The 21,674-nt window shown below is 68.2% G+C and carries 19 protein-coding genes and 2 pseudogenes; 7 read left to right on the forward strand and 14 right to left on the reverse strand.

Translation table 11 applies throughout. The features are described 5' to 3' along the window. The first annotated feature begins 15 nt into the window (after positions 1-15). The 5 genes from Rai3103_RS06435 (at position 16) to Rai3103_RS06455 (ending at position 5,953) form a co-directional block, all read left to right on the forward strand. Positions 16-1,584, forward strand: a complete 1,569-nt coding sequence (locus Rai3103_RS06435; RefSeq protein ID WP_153571889.1) for an NCS1 family nucleobase:cation symporter-1 — start codon at positions 16-18, stop codon at positions 1,582-1,584. Positions 1,585-1,713: 129 nt separating this feature from the next. Beyond that, the gene (locus Rai3103_RS06440) at positions 1,714-2,535 is read left to right on the forward strand and encodes a transketolase (RefSeq protein WP_153571890.1); all 822 of its coding nucleotides are present in this window, start codon (positions 1,714-1,716) and stop codon (positions 2,533-2,535) included. Positions 2,536-2,543: 8 nt separating this feature from the next. Beyond that, the gene (locus Rai3103_RS06445; protein ID WP_228489228.1) at positions 2,544-3,470 is read left to right on the forward strand and encodes a transketolase family protein; all 927 of its coding nucleotides are present in this window, start codon (positions 2,544-2,546) and stop codon (positions 3,468-3,470) included. Between the two features lie 21 nt (positions 3,471-3,491). Continuing rightward, positions 3,492-4,415: a sugar phosphate isomerase/epimerase family protein gene (locus Rai3103_RS06450; protein WP_153571892.1), complete on the forward strand. Its 924-nt coding sequence runs from the start codon at positions 3,492-3,494 to the stop codon at positions 4,413-4,415. Between the two features lie 77 nt (positions 4,416-4,492). Further along, positions 4,493-5,953: a four-carbon acid sugar kinase family protein gene (locus tag Rai3103_RS06455; RefSeq protein WP_228489229.1), complete on the forward strand. Its 1,461-nt coding sequence runs from the start codon at positions 4,493-4,495 to the stop codon at positions 5,951-5,953. Positions 5,954-6,056: 103 nt separating this feature from the next. On the opposite strand, the gene pyrB is transcribed toward Rai3103_RS06455, so the two are convergent. The 11 genes and pseudogenes from pyrB to allB form a co-directional block, all read right to left on the reverse strand. Further along, positions 6,057-7,121, reverse strand: a complete 1,065-nt coding sequence (gene pyrB / locus Rai3103_RS06460; RefSeq protein WP_153571894.1) for an aspartate carbamoyltransferase — start codon at positions 7,119-7,121, stop codon at positions 6,057-6,059. Positions 7,122-7,306: 185 nt separating this feature from the next. After that, positions 7,307-7,708: an L-asparaginase family protein gene (locus tag Rai3103_RS06465; protein WP_228489307.1), complete on the reverse strand. Its 402-nt coding sequence runs from the start codon at positions 7,706-7,708 to the stop codon at positions 7,307-7,309. 75 nt (positions 7,709-7,783) lie between these two features. Then, positions 7,784-8,304, reverse strand: a pseudogene (locus tag Rai3103_RS06470) (asparaginase domain-containing protein); the annotation flags it as partial. After that, positions 8,301-9,422, reverse strand: coding sequence for a glycerate kinase (locus Rai3103_RS06475; RefSeq protein ID WP_153571897.1), 1,122 nt, complete (start codon positions 9,420-9,422; stop codon positions 8,301-8,303). The gene Rai3103_RS06475 and the pseudogene Rai3103_RS06470, both read right to left, overlap by 4 nt. Positions 9,423-9,432: 10 nt before the next feature. Continuing rightward, complete coding sequence (locus tag Rai3103_RS18200) at positions 9,433-9,687, reverse strand: TIM barrel protein (protein ID WP_338420095.1); 255 nt, start codon at positions 9,685-9,687, stop codon at positions 9,433-9,435. A gap of 77 nt (positions 9,688-9,764) precedes the next feature. Beyond that, positions 9,765-10,229: pseudogene (locus Rai3103_RS18205) on the reverse strand (TIM barrel protein); the annotation flags it as partial. Between the two features lie 12 nt (positions 10,230-10,241). Next, positions 10,242-12,032, reverse strand: a complete 1,791-nt coding sequence (gcl, locus tag Rai3103_RS06485; protein ID WP_153571898.1) for a glyoxylate carboligase — start codon at positions 12,030-12,032, stop codon at positions 10,242-10,244. A 29-nt stretch (positions 12,033-12,061) separates the two neighbouring features. After that, positions 12,062-12,949: a 2-hydroxy-3-oxopropionate reductase gene (locus tag Rai3103_RS06490; protein WP_228489230.1), complete on the reverse strand. Its 888-nt coding sequence runs from the start codon at positions 12,947-12,949 to the stop codon at positions 12,062-12,064. A gap of 72 nt (positions 12,950-13,021) precedes the next feature. Beyond that, the gene (locus Rai3103_RS06495) at positions 13,022-13,441 is read right to left on the reverse strand and encodes a DUF3830 family protein (RefSeq protein WP_153571899.1); all 420 of its coding nucleotides are present in this window, start codon (positions 13,439-13,441) and stop codon (positions 13,022-13,024) included. Positions 13,442-13,498: 57 nt separating this feature from the next. Beyond that, positions 13,499-14,527: an aspartate/ornithine carbamoyltransferase family protein gene (locus tag Rai3103_RS06500; RefSeq protein WP_228489231.1), complete on the reverse strand. Its 1,029-nt coding sequence runs from the start codon at positions 14,525-14,527 to the stop codon at positions 13,499-13,501. Between the two features lie 92 nt (positions 14,528-14,619). Next, positions 14,620-15,972, reverse strand: coding sequence for an allantoinase AllB (gene allB / locus Rai3103_RS06505; protein WP_194793302.1), 1,353 nt, complete (start codon positions 15,970-15,972; stop codon positions 14,620-14,622). 251 nt (positions 15,973-16,223) lie between these two features. Here allB and Rai3103_RS06510 point away from each other — a divergent pair, with 251 nt between their 5' ends. After that, a complete protein-coding gene (locus Rai3103_RS06510) occupies positions 16,224-17,000 on the forward strand; it encodes an IclR family transcriptional regulator (protein WP_153571900.1) in 777 nt (258 codons plus the stop codon). A 48-nt stretch (positions 17,001-17,048) separates the two neighbouring features. Here Rai3103_RS06510 and Rai3103_RS06515 read toward each other — a convergent pair whose 3' ends face one another. The 3 genes from Rai3103_RS06515 to Rai3103_RS06525 form a co-directional block, all read right to left on the reverse strand. Then, positions 17,049-18,587, reverse strand: coding sequence for an NCS1 family nucleobase:cation symporter-1 (locus Rai3103_RS06515; protein WP_153571901.1), 1,539 nt, complete (start codon positions 18,585-18,587; stop codon positions 17,049-17,051). A 75-nt stretch (positions 18,588-18,662) separates the two neighbouring features. Next, the gene (gene arcC / locus Rai3103_RS06520) at positions 18,663-19,610 is read right to left on the reverse strand and encodes a carbamate kinase (protein ID WP_153571902.1); all 948 of its coding nucleotides are present in this window, start codon (positions 19,608-19,610) and stop codon (positions 18,663-18,665) included. A gap of 37 nt (positions 19,611-19,647) precedes the next feature. After that, the gene (locus Rai3103_RS06525; RefSeq protein WP_153571903.1) at positions 19,648-20,382 is read right to left on the reverse strand and encodes an aspartate/glutamate racemase family protein; all 735 of its coding nucleotides are present in this window, start codon (positions 20,380-20,382) and stop codon (positions 19,648-19,650) included. Positions 20,383-20,681: 299 nt separating this feature from the next. Here Rai3103_RS06525 and Rai3103_RS06530 point away from each other — a divergent pair, with 299 nt between their 5' ends. Then, positions 20,682-21,530 carry an aldo/keto reductase gene (locus Rai3103_RS06530; protein WP_153571904.1) on the forward strand — a complete coding sequence of 283 codons (849 nt, stop codon included), beginning with the start codon at positions 20,682-20,684 and terminating at the stop codon, positions 21,528-21,530. The last annotated feature ends 144 nt before the right edge of the window (positions 21,531-21,674 follow it).

The following is a 21,674-nucleotide window of genomic DNA, read 5'->3' on the forward strand; positions in this document are numbered from 1 at the left end:
AGAAGGAAGTGGGTCATGCAGAACCACAACAGCCACAAGGACGAGGCCTTGGCCTGTCACCTCCGGGCGGTCGCGACGAGCCGCGAGGAGCTGGCGGCGTCGGACCCGACCGGGCGTCTCTACAACGAGGACCTCGCGCCCTCCACGCAGTCCGATCGCAAGTGGAACGGCTACCAGCTCTTCTCCATGTGGATGAACGACGCGCACAACGCCGGCAACTACACGTGGGCCGCGGGTCTGTTCGTCGGCCTCGGGATGTCGGCCTTCAACATCACCCTCGGCATCTTCATCGGTGCGCTGATCATCATGCTCGGCTGCATCCTCTCCGGCTTCATGGGGCACGCGACCGGCACGCCCTACCCCGTCATCTCCCGGATCACCTGGGGTGTGTGGGGAGCCAACGTCCCCGCCGTCATCCGTGGCATCGTGGCTATCGCGTGGTACGGCGTGCAGACCTACCTGGCCTCGATCGCCCTGAACACCCTGCTGTCCCGCGCCATCCCGGCGTTCCGCGCACTCAACGGGCCGACCGCGACACAGTTCCTCAACCTCTCCGTCGGCGGCTGGATCTGCTTCCTGCTCCTGTCGGCTGTGCAGCTCGCCATCGTGTACCGCGGCATGGAGGCCGTCCGTCACTTCCAGGGCATGGCCGGCCCCATCATCTGGGTCGTCATGCTCAGCCTGATGTTCTACTTCCTGGCTCGCTCCGGGTGGAACATCAACCTCTTCCAGGGCCCGCACGGTGAGGCGATCAGCGGCGCCCAGCAGACCCGCAACATCCTCATCACGATGGCTCAGACGGTCGGCACGCTCGCGACGCTGATGCTCAACTTCTCCGACTTCGCCCGGTACGCACCGACCCGCAAGTCGATCGTCCTCGGCAACGCCTGGGGCCTGCCGATCAACTGGACCGCCTTCGCCGTGACCTCCGTCATCACGACGGCCGCCGCCGCCAAGGTCCTCAACGCCGACATGAGCGAGATCAAGGACCCGGGCGTCCTGGTCGGGCACATCGGCAACCCGATCCTCTTCTACGTCTTCACCACGGCCTTCGTGTTCGCGACCATCGGCGTCAACATCGTCGCCAACTTCGTGTCGGCCTCGTTCGACATCTCGAACATCGCCCCGCGCCAGATCTCGTTCCAGCTCGGCGGCATCATCACCGCCATCGCCTCGGTCGTCATCACCCCCTGGAACTACTTCAACAACCCGGTCGTCGTCGGGACCTTCCTCGGCTCTCTCGGTGCCCTGCTCGGCCCGTTCTTCGGCATCCTCGTCGTGGACTACTTCCTGGTGCGTCACGAGAAGTTCTCGATCCGCCACATGTACATGCCGAACGAGAAGTCGATCTACTACTTCAACAGCGGGGTGAGCCTGCGGACGTTGGCGGCCTTCGCCCTCGGGGCGGTCGTCTCGCTCCCCATCGCGTGGGACGTGTTCGGGAACGGGATGATCAGCAACTTCGGCTGGTTCATCGGTGCCGGTATCGCGGGCGTCGCCCACTACCTCATCTCCAACAACCGCGTCGTGGTGCTCCCGCAGGAGGACCTGGACGCGACCCCGGGCGAGCGGGTCTCCGCCTGACCCCGTCTCGGACATCGAGAGCAACCCGAAGATCTGTGCCGGAGACCCGTCTCCGCACCGTTCGGACAAGAAGGGTTCCGCAGCTCGCGGGACCGCAGCGCAGGATCGGTCAATGAAGGAGGAATTTCAGTGCTCACCGATCAAGAAGTGAAGGACCTGGAAGTTCAGGTCAAGCAGAACCGGCGCGACATCGTGCGCATGGTTCACCACGCTGGAAGTGGGCACCCCGGTGGGTCACTGTCCGCGATCGAGGCACTGACCCTGCTGTACGTGAAGCGGATGCGGGTGCGCGTGGAGGAGCCGTCGTGGCCGGACAGGGACATGTTCTTCCTGTCCAAGGGCCACTGCACCCCGGCGTACTACACGGCGATGGCCTCCCGCGGCTACTTCCCCCGCGAGGAGCTGATGACCTTCCGGGACATGCACACCCGCCTGCAGGGGCACCCCTCCAACGCCCACCTGCCCGGTGTGGACATCTCGTCCGGCTCCCTGGGCCAAGGTCTCTCCGTCTGCAACGGTGCCGCCCTGGCCGCCAGGATCGACGGTCGCGACGCCCGTTTCTACTGCATGATCGGCGATGGGGAGGCCCAGGAGGGCCAGATCTGGGAAGCGTCGATGACGGCCGGCTCCCGTGGCCTGGACAACGTCTGCGCGATTCTGGACAAGAACGACATCCAGCTCGACGACTACGTCGACAACGTGAAATCCCTCGGTGACGTCTGCGCCAAGTGGCGGGCGTTCGGATGGCATGTGGTCGAGGTCGACGGTCATTCCCTCCGTGACCTCGATGCCGCCTTCGACGAGGCCGAGGCGACCAAGGGCCGCCCGACCATGATCATCAGCCACACCACCAAGGGCAAGGGTGTCTCGTACATGGAGAACACCGCGAAGTTCCATGGCATGGCCCCCACCGACGACGAGCTCGAGACTGCGCTGGAAGAACTGCGATGACAGAGAAGATGGAACCCCGAGAAGGTTACGCCCAGGCTCTCCTGGAGTTGGGCGCCGAGCACGAGGACGTCGTCGTCCTGGACGGTGACTGCGCGAAGGCGAACTACACCAACCGATTCGGCGCGCAATACCCTGACCGCTTCTTCAACATGGGCATCGCCGAATGCGACATCGTCGGCACAGCCGCGGGCCTCTCCCTGGGCGGGAAGATCCCGTTCGCCAACGCGTACGCCAACTTCCTCACCGGGCGCGGCTTCGACCAGGTCCGCGTGTCGGTGGCCTACTCCGAGCGGCCGGTGAAGATCGTCGGCCACAATGCCGGCACCTCGGCGGCGCAGGAGGGGGCGACCCACCTGCCGCTGGAGGACTTCGGCATCATGCGGTCGATCCCCGGGATGACGGTGATCGTCCCGGCGGACGGCGTCGAGATGAAGAAGGCCGTACGGGCCGCGTACGAGCTCGACGGGCCGGTCTACCTGCGCGTGGGCAAGGTCGCCGTGCCGATCAGCACCGAGGAGGACACCCCCTTCGAGATCGGCAAGGCCGTCCTGATGCGCGAGGGGACCGACGTCACCCTGGTCAACACCGGCCACCTCCTGGCCGAGACGATGCAGGCCGCCGACCTGCTGGCGGAGAGGGGGGTCTCCGCCGAGGTCCTCCACATGCACACCGTGAAGCCGATCGATCGCGAGGCGCTCGTCGCGTCCGTACGCAAGACCGGCGCCGTCGTCACGATCGAGGAGCACTCCATCGTCAACGGACTCGGGTCGGCCGTGGCCGACGTGCTGTCGGCCGAGTTGCCCGCTCCCCAGGAGCGCGTCGGGACGAAGGACGTCTTCGGTCTGTCCGGGACCATGGACGAATTGCTCGATTACTTCGGCCTGCGGGCACCCAACATCGCGGACGCCGCTGACGCGGCAATCCTTCGCAAGTAGACAAGCAGACTGGAGACTCTGATGAAGGCGTCACTGCACGACTACATGAAGGTGGGCCTGATCCACTTCATGGCATATCCCCAGACCATCGGGGGTGACGGCCCCGTGTTCGACACCATGGCGGAGGTCGTACGCGACGAGTATTTCGAGTGCATCGAGATCACCCGGGTCAACGATCCGGACGAAGCGGCCCGGGTCCGTGACCTGCTGGCCTCCTCGGGCATGGCGGTGGGTTTCGGGGCGCAGCCCATCGAGCTGCGCGGCGGGCTGAACCTCAACTCCTTTGACGACGAGGAGCGGTGCCGGGCGATCGAGGCGCTGAAGGGCGCCGTCGACTCGGCCTACTACTTCGGTGCCAAGAAGCTGGGATTCCTCTCCGGCAAGAAGCCGGCGGAACGCCAGGACGACGCCCTCCAGCTGCTGGCCGACGCCATCATCGAGGTCGGTCAGTACGCCCGGTCCAAGGGTGACCTGGTGCTCTCCCTGGAGACCTTCGACGACAGCACCGACAAGAAGGCCCTGATCGGCACCAACCGGCTCGCGGCCGAGCTGTCCAAGGAGGTGCGCAAGCAGCTTCCCGACTTCGGTCTGATGATCGACCTGTCGCACCTGCCGATGCAGGGAGAGACGGTGCGCGAGGCGCTGACGGTCGCCGCGGACCAGATCAACCACGCCCACATCGGCACCTGTGTGATCTCGGATCCGAACGATCCGCTCTACGGTGACAAGCACCCGCGCTTCCTGCACCCGAAGAGCGAGAACGGCGTTCCCGAGGTCCGCGAATACCTGGCCGGGCTGTTCGACATCGGCTACCTGACCGAGGACGCCCCCGAACGCAACATCGTCTCCTTCGAGGTCATGCCCGCCCCGGGCACGTTCGAGACGTCACAAAGCGTTGTCGCCGAAGCCAAGCGCGTCCTGCGCGAGGCGTGGCGGACGCTCTGACCTTCACCCCGGCTTGACCCAGGATCCCCGATCCTGGGTCAAGCGCGGTTCTGTCTGCGCTTTTCAGGAGGATCATCATGACGTCGTTGGAGGAACTCGTCGCCGGCTTCAGGCCGCCCCGACCCGTGTCGGCCGAGGAGGTGCGCGAGGCGATCATCGACGCGGGGCTCGAGCAGGTGCTCGTGGTCCTCGACGATGATCCGACCGGGACGCAGTCCGTGGCGGGGCTACCCGTCCTGACCGGTTGGGAGGCGGACGACTTCCGCTGGGCGTTCTCCCAGTCGGCCGCCGCGATCTATGTGATGACCAACTCCCGCTCCCTCGCCCCGGACACCGCGGAAGCCGTGACCCGCGAGGTCGTCACCACCGCCGTCGACGTCGCGCGGCAGATGGGCATCAACCCCGTGTTCGTGTCGCGGTCCGACTCGACCCTGCGCGGTCACTTCCCGCTGGAGACGCGGGTGATCACGGCGGCCAGCGGGCAGCAGGTGGACGGGATCATCCTGATCCCCGCGTTCGACGAGGCCGGCCGGGTGACCGTCGGGGGAGTCCACTACTGCCGGGTGGGCCAGGACTACCTGCCCGTCGGCGAGACGGAGTTCGCGAAGGACGCCACCTTCGGCTACCGCGCCTCACGGCTCGCGGAATGGGTCGAGGAGAAGACCGAGGGTGCCGTCCGCGCCGACGACGTCGTCCTGATCGGGCTGGACACCCTGCGTGGCGAACCCGACGCCGTACGCGACGCCGTGATGGCCCTGAAGGACGGCGCCGTCCTGACGGCTGACATCGTCACCGAGGAGGACCTGCGGGCCCTGTCGCTGGCGCTGATCAGTGCCGAAGGCGCGGGCAAGCGCTTCGTCTATCGGGTCGGTCCGCCCTTCGTCCGGGCCCGGATCGGTCAGGAGAAGCACGCCCCGGTGAGTCCGGCCGAGATCGAGGAGGCCCGCCGCTGGGCGGGCGCCCCGCACCAGGAGCCGCTGCCCCACGGCCTGGTGGTGGTGGGCTCGCACGTGGGAGTCACCCAGCGCCAGCTCACGCACCTGAAGGAGAACGTCGCCGCCACCGTGCTGGAGGTCGAGGTCGCCAAGGTCGTCGACACGGCCCAGCGGGACGCCCATCTCCAGGACCTGATCGACCAGGCGGTGGCTGCCCTCGACAGCGGCTCGGTGATCGTGCAGACGTCGCGCACGCTGGTGACCGGCGCCGACGGGCATTCCTCCCTGGACATCTCCCGGCAGGTGTCGGCGGCGGTGGTCGCCGTGGTCCACGGCATCCTGTCGCGGCGGGCTCCCGCGTTCGTGCTGGCCAAGGGCGGGATCACCTCCTCCGACGTCGCCTCCAAGGGTCTGGAGATCCGGCACGGTCTGGCCGTCGGTCCGATGCTGCCTGGCATCGTGTCGCTGTGGGTCGCGCAGGACGGCCCGGCGCGAGGCATCCCCTACATCGTGTTCCCGGGCAACGTCGGCGATGACGCCTCGCTGACCGCCGTCGTGAAGAGGCTGCAGGGCGCGGCCGACGCGGTGGCCCCTGCCCGCTGATCCACCCGCGCGGACGCCACCCCGCGAGTCCACCCCCCGCGGAACGCACTGATGGCCCGGTCTCCAGGAGACCGGGCCATCAGTCTTTGCCGTCAGCGGTTGCTCAGTCGGCGGAGTAGGGCGCGGGCCGCGGAACGGGCTTCGCGCTCACCCACTTCGAGATCGAGTAGCGCGATCGTACGGCGGCCAGGTCGATACCGAAGATGGTGCAGAAGATCGCCATCCGGACCATCAGGCCGTTGTCGGTCTGGTGGAAGATCGCCAGCCCGGGCAGGTCGTCGACATCGGCCGACAGGTCGTACGAGCCGGGCCGCGAGTCGCGGGGGAGCGGGTGCATGATGACCAGGTCGGGGCGGCCGTGGTCGGTCACCATCTGACGGTTCAGCAGCACCGTGTTGGCGATCGCCTGCGACGTCGCCTCGTCCGTGATCCGCTCCCGCTGGACGCGGGTGTTGTAGACGACGTCCGCGTCGGCGAGGGCCTCCGCCACGCTCGAGCAGACGGTCAGCCGATGCGCGTCTGCACGGTCGAAGTACTCCGCGGGCAGCTCGAGGCTGGGCGGGGAGTACAGCCGGAAGCGGACCCCGGGGTAGAGGCGCAGCAGGTCGATCAGGGAATGCACCGTGCGGCCGTACCTCAGGTCACCCATGATCGCGATGGTCGCGCCCTCGACCTGCTTGTCCCGGACGCCGAGCTCGCGCCGCAGCGTGTAGACGTCGAGGAGGGCCTGCGTCGGGTGCTCGCCGTCGCCGTCGCCGGCGTTGACCACGGGGACCAGGGAGGCGTCGGCGAACCGCGCGACGGAGCCCTTGTCGGGGTGGCGGATGACCATCACGTCGCTGTAGCCGGAGATGACCCGCGAGGTGTCGTGGATGGACTCGCCCTTCGCCATGGAGGAGAAGGTGAAGCCGGTGGTGGTGAGGACGTGGCCGCCCAGGTGGGCGAACGCCGACTCGAACGACAGCCGGGTGCGGGTCGACGGTTCGAAGAACAGGCTGGAGAGGACCGCGCCGGAGAGGACGTCGCAGGCGAACTCTCCGCGTCCCAGGGGCCGCAGTCCGTCCGCGAGGTCGAACAGCCGCTCGACCGATTCGCGGCTGAACTGGGAGGTCGACAGGAGGTCAGAACCTTGCTGGAAAGGGGAGTCGCCGGCCGGTGTTGCACTCATGGAGTAGTCCCTTCTGGAGCTCTTCGTCGTCGCGGCCGGATCACTCGTGGTCCTGGTCGGCCCGCACGGCGCCGCCCCGGTCGGGGCCGAGAAAGCAGGCTCTCTGCCGGGTGGGGAGACAGGGGTGCGGTGCCCTCAGCCTACCGGGAGCCGCCTGTCCGGGCGGCGGAGGGTCGCCGCTCGGGTCAGGGTCGTCCCCGCAGCGCGAACTGCTCCCGCCAGGTCTCGATCGGAGCGTCGCAGCTGACGAGCACCCAGGCCAGCAGCCGCGCCTGGGCGGCGTTGAGGCGTCCGGCCATCACCACGCCGCGCTCGATCAGGTCCATCTCGGCGCCGGGGTAGGCGTACGTCCTGGTCCCGGTACGGCCACCGCGGGTCCGGCTCGCCATCACCACCGGCACCCGGGCCACCAACTCCGACACCACGTCGGCCGCGACCCCGGACACGTGACCGGCGCCGACCCCGTCGATGACCAGGGCCGCGGCGCCGGCGTCGACCACCGCGCGCAGACCGAAGCCCGAGTCGCCGATCCCGGCGCCGACGATGACCACCTCGCCACGGACAGTCCCCGGCGTGAGGGGCGCCACCCGCGGCTGTACCGGCAGCCAGTCGATCTCCGGCTCACCCTCGGTGATCCGGCCGATCGGGCGGTAGTGCTGGGTGTCGAAGGCGTCGACCGCGAAGGTGTGGCCCTTGCGGACCCGGTCGCCGCGGAACACCTGGTCGTTCATCACGACCAACGAGCCCAGCCCCCGGGTGCGGGGGCCAGCGCCACGGAGATGGCCGCGCGCAGGTTGGCGGGCCCCTCGGCGCCCGGCTCCTCGGGGCTGCGCATCGCCCCGGTGAAGACCAGGGGCGCCTCCCGGTCCCAGAGCAGGTCGGCGAGATAGGCGGACTCCTCGATGGTGTCCGTGCCGTGCGTCATGACCACGCCGCGCGCGCCGGCGTCCACCTGCTGGCGGGCCCATGCGAGGCCGTTCAGCACGTCGTCGATGTGGACGGAGGGTGACCCGACGTTCGCGACCTCCTCGGTGACGAAGCGTACGGACGCCGTCAGGTCCGCGACCGAGGCGATCAGGTCATTGGCACCGAACTCCGGCAGCACCCCCACGTCGTCCCCGGTCGCCGCCATCGCGATCGTGCCGCCGAAGGACGCCACCGCCACCAGGGGACGCTCAGTCATAACCACTCCTCCACAACATCGGTGAGGCGCTGCCGCAACAGATCGGCGGCATCGCGGATAGAGATGGCCGGATCGGGCTCCAGGTCGGTGAGGGGATAGACCCCACCCAGCCCGATGCCCTCGGCCTGGGCCGGCGTCAGCAACGACCGCCCGCACACGGCGACGACCGGTACGCCGGCCCGGCCGGCTTCGGCCGCGACGCCGGCGACGGCCTTGCCGCTGAGGGTCTGCTCGTCCAGTGAGCCCTCACCGGTGATCACCAGCGCCGCGTCGGCCAAGGCGTCGGCGAAGCCGGCCACCTCGAGCACCAGTTCGATCCCGGGGCGCATGGCGGCGCCGAGGAAGGCCAGGGCGGCGATGCCCACGCCGCCGGCGGCGCCGGCGCCGGGACTGGAGCGCAGGTCCTGGCCCGTTGTACGGGCGACGACGTCGGCCCAGTGCTCCAGGCCGGCTTCGACACGCGGGGCGAGCTCGGCATCGACACCTTTCTGGGGGCCGAAGACGGCGACGGTCCCCCGCGGGCCGAGCAACGGATTGTCGACATCGCAGGCCAGGGTCACCCGGGTCGTGGCCAGAGCGGCCGGGAGGCCGGACAGGTCGATGCTGTCGATCTCGGCCAGGAGCTCGGCGCCGGGCGCCACCGGGTTCCCCTGGCTGTCCCGCAGGACGGCCCCGAGCCCGACCATCAGGCCGGTTCCCCCGTCGGTCGACGCCGATCCGCCGATGCCGATGATCACCTCGGCGGGTTCGAGTTCCAGTGCGGCGCGCAGCACCTGGCCCAGCCCCTTGCTGGAGGCGGTCAGCGGGGCGAGGTCGGGTGTGGGCAGCCGCAGCAGCCCGCAGGCATCGGCCATCTCCACCACCGCGACGCCGTCGCGCAGCAGGAACGACGTCCGGACCGGCTCGCCCGTCGGCCCGTCGACGGTGACCGGATGGGAGTCGAAGCCGGCGAGCCGCAGGGCGGTCAACGTGCCGTCCCCACCATCGGCGACCAGGTAGGCGCTGACGGGGCGGCCCGTCGCCCCCTTGACGGTGGTGGTGATGATCTCGGTCACCTGCCGGGCGTCCAACGAACCCTTGAACTTGTCACACGCCACGATCACCCGTGAACGAGACATTGCCACCTCTTCAGATCAGATCCGGTAACGCGCCGAACGACTCGGCGGTCGGCACGGTGGGCTTGTATTCCAGCCCGACCCAGCCGTCGTAGCCCGCGGCGCGCAGGTCGGCCAGCCACGCGGCCAAGGGTAGTGTTCCGCTGCCCGGCTCGCCCCGACCGGGGAAGTCAGCGATCTGGCAGTGACCGGCGGTGGCGCCTTCCTCCCGTACGGCCCGCGGGACATCCTGCCCGTTGGCGGCCAGGTGATACAGGTCGAGCAGCAGCCGTACGTTACTCGCCCCCGCGCCTGCACCGCGCCGATCACGCTGTCGGCGTCCGTCGCCGACTTGAGCGGGTACGCCTCGGCGCCCGAGACGGGCTCGACCAGCACGATGCCGTCGACCTCCGCCGCGGCGCGGGCGGCGAACAGCAGGTTCTCCACCGCCAGGGCGTCGGCCTGGGCGGGGTCCTGCCCGGGCTGGCGGTTGCCGTACAGGGCGTTGAACGCGCGGCAGCCGGTCGCGCGGGCGATCTCAAGGGCCACCGGCACGTTCGCCCGGAACTCGTCCTCCCGGCCGATCCAGGACACCACGCCGCGGTCCCCTCCGGGCATGTCGCCGGCGAAGAAATTGAGGCCGATGAGCGCGACGTCCGCATCCTTGATCGCTGCCACGAAGGCAGCGACCTCGGATGCGGACGGCACCGCCGTGCTCCATGGCCACCAGAACTCCACCGCGTCGAAGCCGGCTGCCTTGGCAGCGGCCGGCCTCTCCAGCAACGGCAGCTCGGTGAACATGATCGAGCAGTTGACGGCGTACTTCATCATTTGCCGATCATGTCAGTCCTGCGTCTGCGGGTCCATCATGATGATCGCGGTCGGAGCGTCCTCGGGGCTGGCGGCCAGCACCTCGAACTCGGTCATGTTGGCCAGGCTGGAGCCCATCGAGACGTTGGTGACGCGCTCCAGGACGCACTCCACCACGACCGGCACCCGCAGCTCCATCGACAGGCGCCGGGCCTCGCACATGGCGGGGACCAGGTCCTCCGGCTGGCGGACGCGGATCGCCTTGCAGCCGAGCGCCTCGGCGACACCGACGAAGTCGACGCCGTAGCCCTCCGTCTCGGGGACGTTGATGTTGTCGAAGGACAGCTGGACCTGGTAGTCCATGTCGAAGGCGCGCTGGGACTGGCGGATCAGGCCCAGGTAGGCGTTGTTCACCAGCACGTGCACGTACGGCAGGTTGAACTGCGCGGCGGTGGCGAGCTCCTCGATCAGGAACTGGAAGTCGTAGTCACCGGACAGGGCGACCACCGGGGTCTCCGGGTCGGCCACCACGGCACCCAGGGCGGCGGGCATCGTCCAGCCCAGCGGACCGGCTTGGCCGGCGTTGATCCAGTTACGCGGCTTGTAGACGTGCAGCATCTGGGACGCCTGGATCTGCGACAGGCCGATCGTGGTGACGTAGCGGGTGTCCTTGCCGAAGGCCTGGTTCATCGCCTCGTACACGCGCTGCGGCTTGAGCGGGACGTTGTCGAAGTGGGTCCGGCGCTGCATCGAGCCCTTGCGCTGGTCGCAGTCCTTGACCCAGACCTCGAAGTCGGGGATCTCGCCCTTCGCCTGGAAGCGCTTCGCCGAGGCCAGCAGGGCGTCCAGCGCGAGGCCGGCATCGGACGTGACGCCGAAGTCCGGCGGGAACACCCGGCCGAGCTGGGTCGGCTCGATGTCGATGTGGACGAACTTGCGACCCTCGCGGAAGACGGTGAGGTCACCGGTCATCCGGTTGGCCCAGCGGTTGCCGATGCCGATCACCAAGTCGGATTCCAGCATCGTGGCGTTGGAGTAGCGCAGGGAGGTCTGGATGCCGGCCATGCCGTGGGCGAGGCGGTGGTCGTCGGGGATGACGCCCCAGCCCATCAGGGTGGAGATCACCGGGACGTTGAGCAGCTCCGCGAGCTCCACCAGCTTGTCGGCGGCGTCGGCGTTGATGATGCCGCCACCGGCCAGCAGGATGGGGTGCTGCGAGGCGGCGATCATGCCCATCACCGTGTCGGCCTGGTACTCGTTCATCGCCGGCTTGGCGATCGGCAGCGGCTCGTACGCGTCGATGTCGAACTCGATCTCCTGCAGCTGCACGTCGATCGGGAGGTCGATCAGCACCGGGCCCGGACGTCCGGAACGCATCAGCTCGAACGCGCGCTGGAAGACGCCGGGGACCTGGGCCCCCTCCAGCACGGTCTTGGCCATCTTCGTCACCGGCTTGGCGATCGCCGGGATGTCGAAGCCCTGGAAGTCCTCCTTGTCGAGCTTGGCGACGGGGGCCTGGCCGGTGATGCAGAGGATCGGGATGGAGTCGGCGGTGGCCGAGTACAGGCCGGTGATCATGTCGGTGCCGGCCGGTCCCGACGTGCCGAGGCAGACACCGATGTTGCCGGCCTTCGCCCGGGTGTATCCCTCGGCCATGTGGGAGGCGGCCTCGACGTGACGGGCCAGGATGTGGTCGATCTTGCCGAAGTCCTTCAGTGCCGAGTACAGGGGATTGATCGCCGCGCCGGGCACTCCGAACGCCTTGGTCACCCCCTCCTTGGCGAGGATGAGGACGGCGGCGTCCACCGCACGCATGCGAGTCATGGCATTGCCTTTCGGAGTTCGAAGTGAAGTCAGTTGTTGTCGTCGAGGCGGCCGGAGAGTCGCTCGATGGTGCGCAGGAGGGCGGAGTGGTCGAGACCGCCGTCGCCGTTGGCGCGGGCGGAGGCGATGAGTTGGGCGACGACGGAGCCGAGCGGGATGACGACGCCGGCCTCGCGGGCGGCGGAGGTCACGATGCCCATGTCCTTGTGGTGCAGGTCGATGCGGAAGCCGGGCTTGAAGTCGCGGGCCAGCATGCTCTCACCCTTGATGTCGAGGATGCGGCTGCCGGCCAGGCCACCCGCGAGCACCTTGATCGCCGCCTGGGTGTCGACGCCGAAGGCCTCGAGGAACACGATGGCCTCGGCCACCAGTCCGTACGTGCCGCCGACGATCAACTGGTTCGCGGCCTTCACCGTCTGCCCGGAGCCCGACGGGCCGAGGTGGACCACCGTCTTGCCCATCACCTCCAGCAGCGGTCGGGCCTGCTCGAAGTCGGCCGGCTCGCCGCCGACCATGATGGAGAGGGTCCCGTCGATGGCGCCCTTCTCGCCACCGGACACCGGGGCGTCCAGGGGCCGGACCCCGACCTCTCGGCACGCCGCGGCGACCTGCTGCGACACGTCGGGACGGATGGAGCTCATGTCGATGTAGAGGAGGCCGTCAGCGGCGTTCTCCAGCAGGCCGCCCTCGCCGAGCACGACATCCTGCACGTGCGGCGAGTCGGGGACCATGGTGATGAAGACATCCACACCGTCGCAGGCCTCGGCGATGCTGCCGGCGCCGCGGCCGCCCATCTCCTCGAGCTTCGCTACGGCGGCCTGGTGATGGTCGTAGCCGACCACCTCGTGACCGGCGGCGAGCACGTTCTTCATCATGGGCAGGCCCATGATGCCCAGCCCGACAATTCCAACCTTCACGTCAGTGCCCCTTCAGGGTCTAGTCGGTGTGGCCGAGGGCCGTGGCGAGTCCTCGGCCACACCGGGTTCGTGTCAGAGAGCGCGGAACTCGAGGTCCTGCGCGCCCTCCCAGAGCATCTTCCGCCCGAGCTCCTTGAGGTTCTCCTTGCCCTCGACGATCGTGGCGAAGTGGTTACCAGCGAGCTGGCCGGTCACCGCGTGGAATGCCGTGTGACCGTAGGGGAAGAGCACCTCCGCCTCGGACTCGCCACCACCGTAGATGAGCAGCTCGCCCGCGGCCGGGTAGGAGGTGTTGACGGCCCACTCGACCTCGACGCCCAGGTCCTTGTCGCCGAAGGGGATCCAGCCGGACTGGCCGGACCAGCGAGCCTGGATGACCTGGGTCTTCATGCCCAGCAGGTGCTCCTTGAAGGCCGCAACGGTCTTCGGGGCATCCGGGTTGTACACGCACTTGAAGGTGAATCCACCGGCGATGATTTCGAAGTCAGCCATGCTGATGTCCTCTCGGGTTGCTGTTGTTCGGGTTGCTGTTGTTCGGGTTGGTGGTGATCAGCCGAGGATGGAGGCGAGCAGAGCCATCCGGATCGACACGGAGTGCAGGATCGCCTCGAAGGCGAGCTGGTTCGGGGTGTCGTCGATGGCCAGGTCCATCTCGCCGGCACGGCGGGGGAGGGTGTGGGTCACGTAGATCATGTGGCCCTTCTCGCGAGCAGCGTCCAGGGTCGCGTGGTCGACGAAGTAGTCGTCCATGCTCTTCTTGAACTGCTCGGCGTTCTCGCCGGCGACCGCGGAGCAACCCGGCAGGTAGACCTCGTCCTTGTCCGAGATGAACTCGTTGAAGGACTTGCGGTTGAAGTCGAACACCTCTTCGATCTTGGCGTTCGGGTAGCTGGAACGGATGTTCTCGATGACCTCGGAGGGCACGCGGCGAGCCTTCGGGGAGGCGATGGTGACCTCGGCGCCCAGACGGGCGAGGCCCTGGGCCATGGAGTGACCGGTGCGGGCCTCGATCATGTCGGTGGAGGCGACGGTCACCTTGAGGCCGTCGATGTGGCCGAACTTGCGGTACAGGGTGTACAGGTCGAGCAGGGCCTGGGTCGGGTGCTCCCAGTGGCCCCAGCCACCGTTGATCAGCGGGGTGTCGCCGACGTACTTCGCGGCCTCGCGGGCCTCGACGTCGTTCGGGTGACGGAGCACCAGGACGTTCGAGTACTGCGCCACGCAGCGGATCATGTCGTTGAGGGACTCCTCCTTGGCGATCGAGGAGGTCGTCTTCGGGCTGTTCTCGACGATCACGTTGCCACCGAGGCGGAGCATGGCCGTCTGGAAGCTCATCCGGGTGCGGGTCGAGGGCTGGAAGAACAGCAGCGTCTCGACGGCGCCCGGGAACAGGTCGAAGCGGTCGCGGTTCATCAGCTCGAGCTTCTTGGCGAGCTCGAACAGCGCGAGGAGCTGGTCGTTCGTCATCGAGTTGATCGAGATGAAGCTCTGGCCGGCGAAGTCGACCTCGTTGATCGCGGCCTTGATGGACTGCATGGGCCGGGCGGCGACGGGGGTCTGGGTGGTCAGTACGGACATCGGAGTGGTCTCCTTCGAGTGGTGGTGGGTAGGTGTTGCGGGTCTGAGTGGTGCAGTGGTGTGGAGCTGTGGTGGTGTGGGGGAGCGGGCGGTCAGGCCTGGACGAGATCGCGGCCACGCACGAGCTCGCGGCCCCGGCGGCGGCCCTCCAGGTCGATCGGCTCGCCGGCCAGCCAGGTGGCGCGGACGACACCGGTGAGGGTGCGGCCGTCGTACGGGGACACCTTGTTCTTGTGGAACAGGGCCTCCTTGTCGACGATGAACTCGTCGTCGGGGGCAACGATCGCCAGGTCCGCGCGGGCGCCGATGGCGAGTCGGCCCTTGCCGGCGATCCCTACGACGTCCGCCGGGTTCGAACCCATCCAGCGGACCACGTCCGACAGCGAGTGGCCCAGCTGGCGGGCCTGGGTCCAGACGGCCGGGAGGCCGAGCTGTACGGAGGAGATGCCGCCCCAGGCGGTGCCGAAGTCACCGGTGTCCAGGCTCTTGAGGTCAGCGGTGGACGGGGAGTGGTCGGAGGCGATGAAGTCGATCGTGCCGTCGGCCAGTCCACGCCACAGCTCCATCCGGTTCGCGTGGTCGCGCAGCGGCGGGCAGCACTTGAACTGGGTCGCGCCGTCGGGGACCTCCTCGGCGTCGAAGGTCAGGTAGTGCGGGCAGGTCTCGACCGTGATCGGGAGGCCCTCGGCCTTGGCGGCCTTGATCAGCGGCAGTGCGCTGGCCGAGGCCAGGTGCAGGATGTGCGTCCGGCAGCCGGTCTCCCGTACGGCCTCGATGACCGTCGCGATGGCGGCGTCCTCAGCACTGGCCGGGTGGGAGCGCATGAAGGCCATGAAGTCGCGGCCGTTGGTGTGGGGAGCCTGGTCGAGGGTGCCGGCGTCCTCCGCGTGGGCGATGAGCAGACCGCCGAACGTGGCGATCTCGACCATGGCGGCCCGGAGCTCCTCCTGGTTGAGGTAGGGGTACTCCTCCAGTCCGGAGTCACCCAGGAAGCACTTGAAGCCGAAGACTCCTTCGTTCCACAGGGGCTCGAGGTCGTCCACGTTGCCGGGGATCGCCCCGCCCCAGAAGCCGACGTCCATCATCAGCTGGTCCTTGGCGACCTCGCGCTTGAGCTCGAGGTTGGCGACGGAAGTCGTCGCGGGCTTGGAGTTCAGGGGCATGTCGACCAGCGTCGTGATGCCGCCCGCTGCGGCCGCCTTGGTGACCGAGGCGAAACCTTCCCATTCGGTGCGGCCGGGCTCGTTCACGTGCACATGCGCGTCGATCAGTCCGGGCAGCAGGACCTCGTCGTCGGCCAGGACGGTCACGTCGGTGCAGTCGTACGGCTCGTCATAGGCGCCGATCGCGGCGATCGTCTCGCCGGCGATGGCGATGGAGACCGCCGCCTCGCCCTCGGGCAGTACCGCCCGGCGAGCCCGGACGACCTTGGTAATGCTTGTCATTTCCTTGTTTCCTCTCACCCACTGCGTTGTGGATCGAGCTTCAGGACATCTCCCGCGTCGACATCCCTACGCTAACACAATTTTCGTATTACGAACAACAACTTCCGACAGGCGGATACTCACCAGTGCTGAGCATCACCCCATAGGCGGGTGTGCATCACCCGCTAGGCTCGGATCGACACCCCTGCTGCTGGACGCCTCGCGCCTCGCGGCGGACGGGACACGGCAGCACCCTGGAAAGGGGACGAGGTATGGCGGAAGCCAAGAGCGACGGCTCGGTCCAGGCGGTCACCCGTGCCTTCCGGATCCTTGAGGCCATCGCCGCGGTGGAGCACCCGATGGGGATCACCGAGATCGCGGAGGCCTGCGACCTGCCGTTGCCGACCACGCACCGGATCCTGAACACGTTGCTGGCCACCGGTTACGTGTTCAAGACACCCCGGCGTACGTACGGGCTCGGCGCCCGGCTGATCCCGCTGTCCCGCTATGCCGGTGGCGCGCTCGGGGTGGCCCTGCGGCCCCTGCTGGCCGAGTTCACCGCGAAGGTCCAGGAATCTGCCTCGGTCGCGATCCTCGACCAGGACTTCGCCCGCTACATCGCCCATGTCCCGTCGGAACAACCGATGCGCCTGTTCACCGAGGTCGGCAACCGGGTCGAGCTCTATGCCTCCGGTGTGGGCAAGGCCATCCTGAGCCAGGGCTCGGACGCCGAAGCCCGCGCCAGCCTTGAGCGCACCGGGATGCGGCGCTTCACCTCGACCACGGTGACGGATCCCGATGAGTTGGTCGAGCAGTTGCAGTTGATCCGCGAGCTCGGCTACGCCCTCGATGAGGGTGAGCACGACCTCGGCGTCCGCTGCGTGGCCGTGCCGCTCGGCCAGGACCTGCGCATCGCCGTGTCGGCCTCCGGTCCCCCGAGCCGGGTGACCGACGAGATGGTGGTCAACGTGCTGGTCCCCGAGCTGACCGAGCTGGCGAAGCGGCTGGGAGAGGCGATCGTGAAGGGTGCCGCCGGTAACGGTCGCTGAGTCCTTCACGATCCCTCCTCCCCCAGCCTGTGCAGTGGGCCTGCTCCGTCAGCGGTACTGGCCCGCGTTGGCGCTGGCCTGGGTGAGGTTCTCGTGGTCGTCCAGCGAGTACCCCTCCTCGACCTGGATGGCCATCCGCACCGAGTCGGCGATCGACGTGTCGTGGCGCGAGATCAGGTAGTGCGCCGCGAACGCCAGGGCCGCGCCGATGAACCAGGAGAACGGGGCCAGGACCGCGAAGGCGGGCACCAGGGCCACGATGATCGTGGGGATCGAGGTGATCAGGAAGGAGACGATCGCCTTGCGGTTCCAGCCCTTGGTGTAGGTGTAGTAGCCCTGGTCGCGGAACAGGTCGCCGAGGACCACCCGCTGCTTACGCAGGACGTAGTAGTCGGCCATGATGATGCCGAACAGCGGGCCGAGCATGGCGCCGACGGCACCGAGGAAGATGTTGACCACGATGGGGTTGTTGAACAGGTTCCAGGGGGTCATCACCAGGGCGATGACGGCGGAGATCAGGCCGCCGCGCTTGAAGTCGATCTTGCTCGGCCACATGTTGGCCAGGTCGTACGCCGGGGAGACGAAGTTGGCCACGACGTTGATGCCCAGGGTGGCGATGGCGAAGGTCAGGGCGCCGAGGATCAGGACGAAGACGTTGTCGATGCGGCCGACCAGTTCGACCGGGTCGTAGATGTGCTCACCGTAGACGGCGAACGAACCGGCGGTCACGATCACGGACAGGATCGAGAAGGCGATGAAGTTGACCGGCAGGCCCCAGAAGTTGGCCTTGAAGACCGACTTCTTCGTGGGAGCGAACCGGGAGAAGTCGCAGAAGTTGAGCATCAGGGTGGAGAAGTAGGCCACCGTCAGCGCGATCGCCGCGAAGAAGGCGTGCGTCATGCCCCACTTCGGGGTGGCGCCCGGGAGGGTCAGCGAGATGTGGCCGCCGGCCTGCACGATGATGTAGATCGCCAGCATGATCATCACGACCCAGACGGCCGGACCGGCCCAGTCCTGGAACTTGCGGATCGTCTCCATGCCGTTGCGCAGGAGCAGCAGCTGCAGGGCCCACATCGTGACGAACGCGATCCAGCCGAGCGTCGACTCACCCAGGATGTTGTTGTGGGTCAGGGCGCCGAGGCCGGGGAAGACCTTGACGCTGAGGATGATGACCGCACGCGAGGCCAGCCAGGTCTGGATGCCGTACCAGGCGATGGCGACCAGCGCCCGGATCAGGGCCGGAACGTTGGAGCCCAGCGTTCCGAAGGAGATCCGCGCCAGGACCGGGTAAGGGATGCCGTACTTCTGACCGGCCCAGCCGGACAGGTTCATCAGCAGGAAGACGAGGGCGATGCCGATCACCAGGCTGCCGAACACCCAGGTGGCTCCCAGGCCGAGAGCGAAGAGGCCGGCGGCGAAGGTATAGCCACCGATGGAGTGGATGTCCGACATCCACATCGCGAACAGCGAGTACGTACCCCACTTGCGTGCGTGGGCGGGACGGAGGTCCTCGTTGATCAGGCGCGGCGAGACCCCGGGGATCTCGATCTGGTCAGTGATGCCGACGTTGGCATCGATGCTGGTCATGGTCGTGCTTTCTCTCGTGGGGGTGATGCGGTGGGGGTGATGCGGTGGGGTGGTGATGCGGTGGGGTGATCCGGCTCAGGCCGTGATCGTGGTGCCGGCTTCGCCCTTCAGCGCCGCTGCCATCAGCGGAGGCGAGGTGATGATGACGCGGCGGCCGCCACGCTCGAGGAACGCGATCGCCGCCTCGATCTTGGGGGCCATGGAGCCCGCGCCGAACTGGCCCGCGGCCAGGTACTCCTTGACCTCGTCGACGCAGACGTTGCCGAGCCACTTCTCGTCGGGGGTGTTGAAGTTGATCGCCACGGCGTCGACCGCCGTCGAGATCAGCAGGGTGCCCGCATCCAGCTGGTTGGCCAGCATCGAGGCGCCGAAGTCCTTGTCGATGACGGCTTCGATGCCGGTGAAGCCCTCGCCGTCCTCGACCACCGGGATGCCGCCGCCGCCGGCGGCGATGACGGTGAAGCCGTTCTCCACCAGCGTACGGATCGCCTCGACCTCGGCGATACGGACCGGCTTGGGGGAAGCCACCACGCGGCGCCAGCCACGGCCGGCATCCTCGACGACGTCCCAGCCGAGCTCGGCCTCGCGGCGCTTGGCCTCGTCCTCGTCCATGAACGAACCGATCGGCTTGGTCGGCTTCTGGAACGCGGGGTCCTTGGCGTCGACCACGGTCCGGGTGACGAGGGCGACGATCTGCTTGTCGACGCCGATCTTGGCGAACTCGTGGCCCAGCGCGTTGCCGAACATGTAGCCGGTGGCTCCCTGGGTGTCGGCGCCAAGGCCGTCGAGCGGGATGGGCGGCAGTTCCGCGGAGGCCAGTTCGACCCGGCGGAGCAGGAACCCGACCTGGGGGCCGTTGCCGTGGGTGACGATGACCGACCAACCGTCGGCGACCATCTGTGCCACGTGCTTCATGGCCTCCGAGGCGGCCGCGTACTGGTCCTGCAGGGAGATGTGGGTCTTGTCGGTGATCAGGGCGTTGCCGCCGACGGCGACGACGACTGTGCGGTTGATGTCTTCCATGGGTGTTCCTTCTCAGTTCAGGGGCGGAGGTGAGGGGTCAGCGCTGCAGCAGTCGGTGCAGCGGCCAGTTCACGACGGTCTTGGGGCGCGGAGGCGCGTAGGTGCGGACCTTGCTGGTCTTCAGTCCGAGGTTGACCAGGGACTCGGCCAACTTCACGGCGGCCGCCACGCCGTCGACGGTGGGGGCGCCGGTGGCCTCGCGGACGGCGGCGTCCAGGCCGGCCATCCCGCCGCAGCCGAGGACGAGGACTTCGGCACCGTCCTCCTTGATGGCCCGGACGGCTTGGTCGGTGATGGCGGCGAGGACAACGTCCTGGTCGCCCTCGAGTTCGAGGACGCCCAGCCCGCTGGCTCGTACGGAGGCGCAGTGGTCGGCGACGCCACCGAGCATCAGCCGCTCCTCGATCAGAGGTACGGCGCGATCGAGCGTGGTCACCACGGAGTAGCGGTAACCGAGCAGGCAGGCCAGGTGGGCGGCGGCATCGGTGATGTCGACGACGGGGACCTCGAGGACCTCCTTGAGTCCTTCCTGGCCGTGTTCGCCGAAACCGGCCTGGACCACGGCGTCGTACGGCTCGTCGTAGGCCAGGACCCGATCGAGGACGCCGATGGCGGCCAGGTAGCTCTCGAAGTTGCCTTCGACGGAGTCGGCACCGATGAACGGGGTCAGGCCGACGATCTCGGTCCCGGGGGCGGCGACCGCCCTCGCTTGTGCCGCGATCGACTCGGTCATCGACTCCGTCGTGTTCACATTGACGACCAGGATTCTCATCGGATGCCTCCACCGCACTGAGTCGTCAGCGCGACACAGCCGCGACCGCTCACGGGGAGCGTGCGGGAAAGGATGAGAGAGCGGCCCTCGGGGCTGTGGGGGACAACGTTGTCCTTTCGTCCGGCGGGTCGAGCTCCTGGTGAAGATTCACGATGCGGAACTCGTTTTTCGCTAAGTGGTTGTTGGTAGCCTACGACAAGACGTAAGACAAGAGCAACGGGTCGGGGCTCACAGTTCTGGTGGCACCCCCGTCGAACCGGCCAAGGCGCCGACAACCGAAGCAGGACAAGGGAGGACGCATGGAGGCCACGCAGGTAGCGATCACGCCGGATGTCAGGGTTCCGGCGATCGGAATCGGTACCTGGTATCTGGGAGACCAAGATCACACCCGGGCGCGCGAGATCGCCGCGCTGCGCGCTGGGCTCGAGGCGGGTGCGCGGCTCGTCGACACCGCCGAGATGTACGGCAACGGGCGCAGCGAGCGGCTCGTCGGCGAAGCACTGAAGGGCATCCGCGACCAGGCGTTCCTGGTCAGCAAGGTCCTGCCCACCAACGCGACGCGCCGGGGCACCGTCGCGGCCTGCGAGGCGTCCCTGCGCCGGCTCGGCACCGACCACCTCGATCTGTACCTGTTGCACTGGTCCGGCCTGCACCCGGTGGCGGGCACGATCGCGGCGTTCGAACAGTTGCGGGCGGAGGGCAAGATCGCCGCCTGGGGTGTCTCCAACATGGACCCGGGGGAGATGGAGGCCATCTGGGGGACCCCGGGCGGGCCCGACTGTGCCACCGATCAGGTGCTGTACAACCTCACCCGGCGTGGGCCCGAACTCGACCTCTTCCCGCTCCTCGCGGAGCATCGGACCTCGGTGATGGCGTACTCACCGCTCGAGCAGGGCCGCCTGTTCGCGGGCGCAGCCGGACGGGCCCTCACGTCGATCGCCGCGGACGCGGGAACCACGCCGACGGCTCTCGCTCTGGCCTGGGCCATCCGGGACGGACGTACGGTGGCCATCCCGAAGTCGGGCGACCCGCAGCGGATGCTGGCGAACCTCGCCGCCCTCGACGTCACCCTCTCCGCCGAGACCCTGGCCCGGCTCGACGAGGCCTTCCCGGCGCCCCGGCGCCCGGTCCCGCTCGAGATGCTCTGAGGTCAGGATTCCGGAGGGGCGCCCGATGACCGCGGCCCCGATGACCGCGGGCACCCGACAACCCCAGCGGCGACCGCACCGATCGGCGATAGTGAGGAGAGGGCGGCGGAGGGCGGCTGGACATGGCTGGGGTGAACGCTCGGC

The organism is Raineyella fluvialis (genome assembly GCF_009646095.1).
GTDB classification, from domain to species: domain Bacteria; phylum Actinomycetota; class Actinomycetes; order Propionibacteriales; family Propionibacteriaceae; genus Raineyella; species Raineyella fluvialis.

Bases quoted from the DNA above. Each gene is read 5' to 3' on its own strand.
- Rai3103_RS06435 (WP_153571889.1), top strand. From the start codon at position 16: ATGCAGAACCACAACAGCCACAAGGACGAGGCCTTGGCCTGTCACCTC.
- Rai3103_RS06445 (WP_228489228.1), top strand. From the start codon at position 2,544: ATGGAACCCCGAGAAGGTTACGCCCAGGCTCTCCTGGAGTTGGGCGCC.
- Rai3103_RS06450 (WP_153571892.1), top strand. From the start codon at position 3,492: ATGAAGGCGTCACTGCACGACTACATGAAGGTGGGCCTGATCCACTTC.
- Rai3103_RS06455 (WP_228489229.1), top strand. From the start codon at position 4,493: ATGACGTCGTTGGAGGAACTCGTCGCCGGCTTCAGGCCGCCCCGACCC.
- pyrB (WP_153571894.1), bottom strand. From the start codon at position 7,121: ATGAGTGCAACACCGGCCGGCGACTCCCCTTTCCAGCAAGGTTCTGAC.
- Rai3103_RS06475 (WP_153571897.1), bottom strand. From the start codon at position 9,422: ATGTCTCGTTCACGGGTGATCGTGGCGTGTGACAAGTTCAAGGGTTCG.
- gcl (WP_153571898.1), bottom strand. From the start codon at position 12,032: ATGACTCGCATGCGTGCGGTGGACGCCGCCGTCCTCATCCTCGCCAAG.
- Rai3103_RS06495 (WP_153571899.1), bottom strand. From the start codon at position 13,441: ATGGCTGACTTCGAAATCATCGCCGGTGGATTCACCTTCAAGTGCGTG.
- Rai3103_RS06500 (WP_228489231.1), bottom strand. From the start codon at position 14,527: ATGTCCGTACTGACCACCCAGACCCCCGTCGCCGCCCGGCCCATGCAG.
- allB (WP_194793302.1), bottom strand. From the start codon at position 15,972: ATGACAAGCATTACCAAGGTCGTCCGGGCTCGCCGGGCGGTACTGCCC.
- Rai3103_RS06510 (WP_153571900.1), top strand. From the start codon at position 16,224: ATGGCGGAAGCCAAGAGCGACGGCTCGGTCCAGGCGGTCACCCGTGCC.
- Rai3103_RS06515 (WP_153571901.1), bottom strand. From the start codon at position 18,587: ATGACCAGCATCGATGCCAACGTCGGCATCACTGACCAGATCGAGATC.
- arcC (WP_153571902.1), bottom strand. From the start codon at position 19,610: ATGGAAGACATCAACCGCACAGTCGTCGTCGCCGTCGGCGGCAACGCC.
- Rai3103_RS06525 (WP_153571903.1), bottom strand. From the start codon at position 20,382: ATGAGAATCCTGGTCGTCAATGTGAACACGACGGAGTCGATGACCGAG.
- Rai3103_RS06530 (WP_153571904.1), top strand. From the start codon at position 20,682: ATGGAGGCCACGCAGGTAGCGATCACGCCGGATGTCAGGGTTCCGGCG.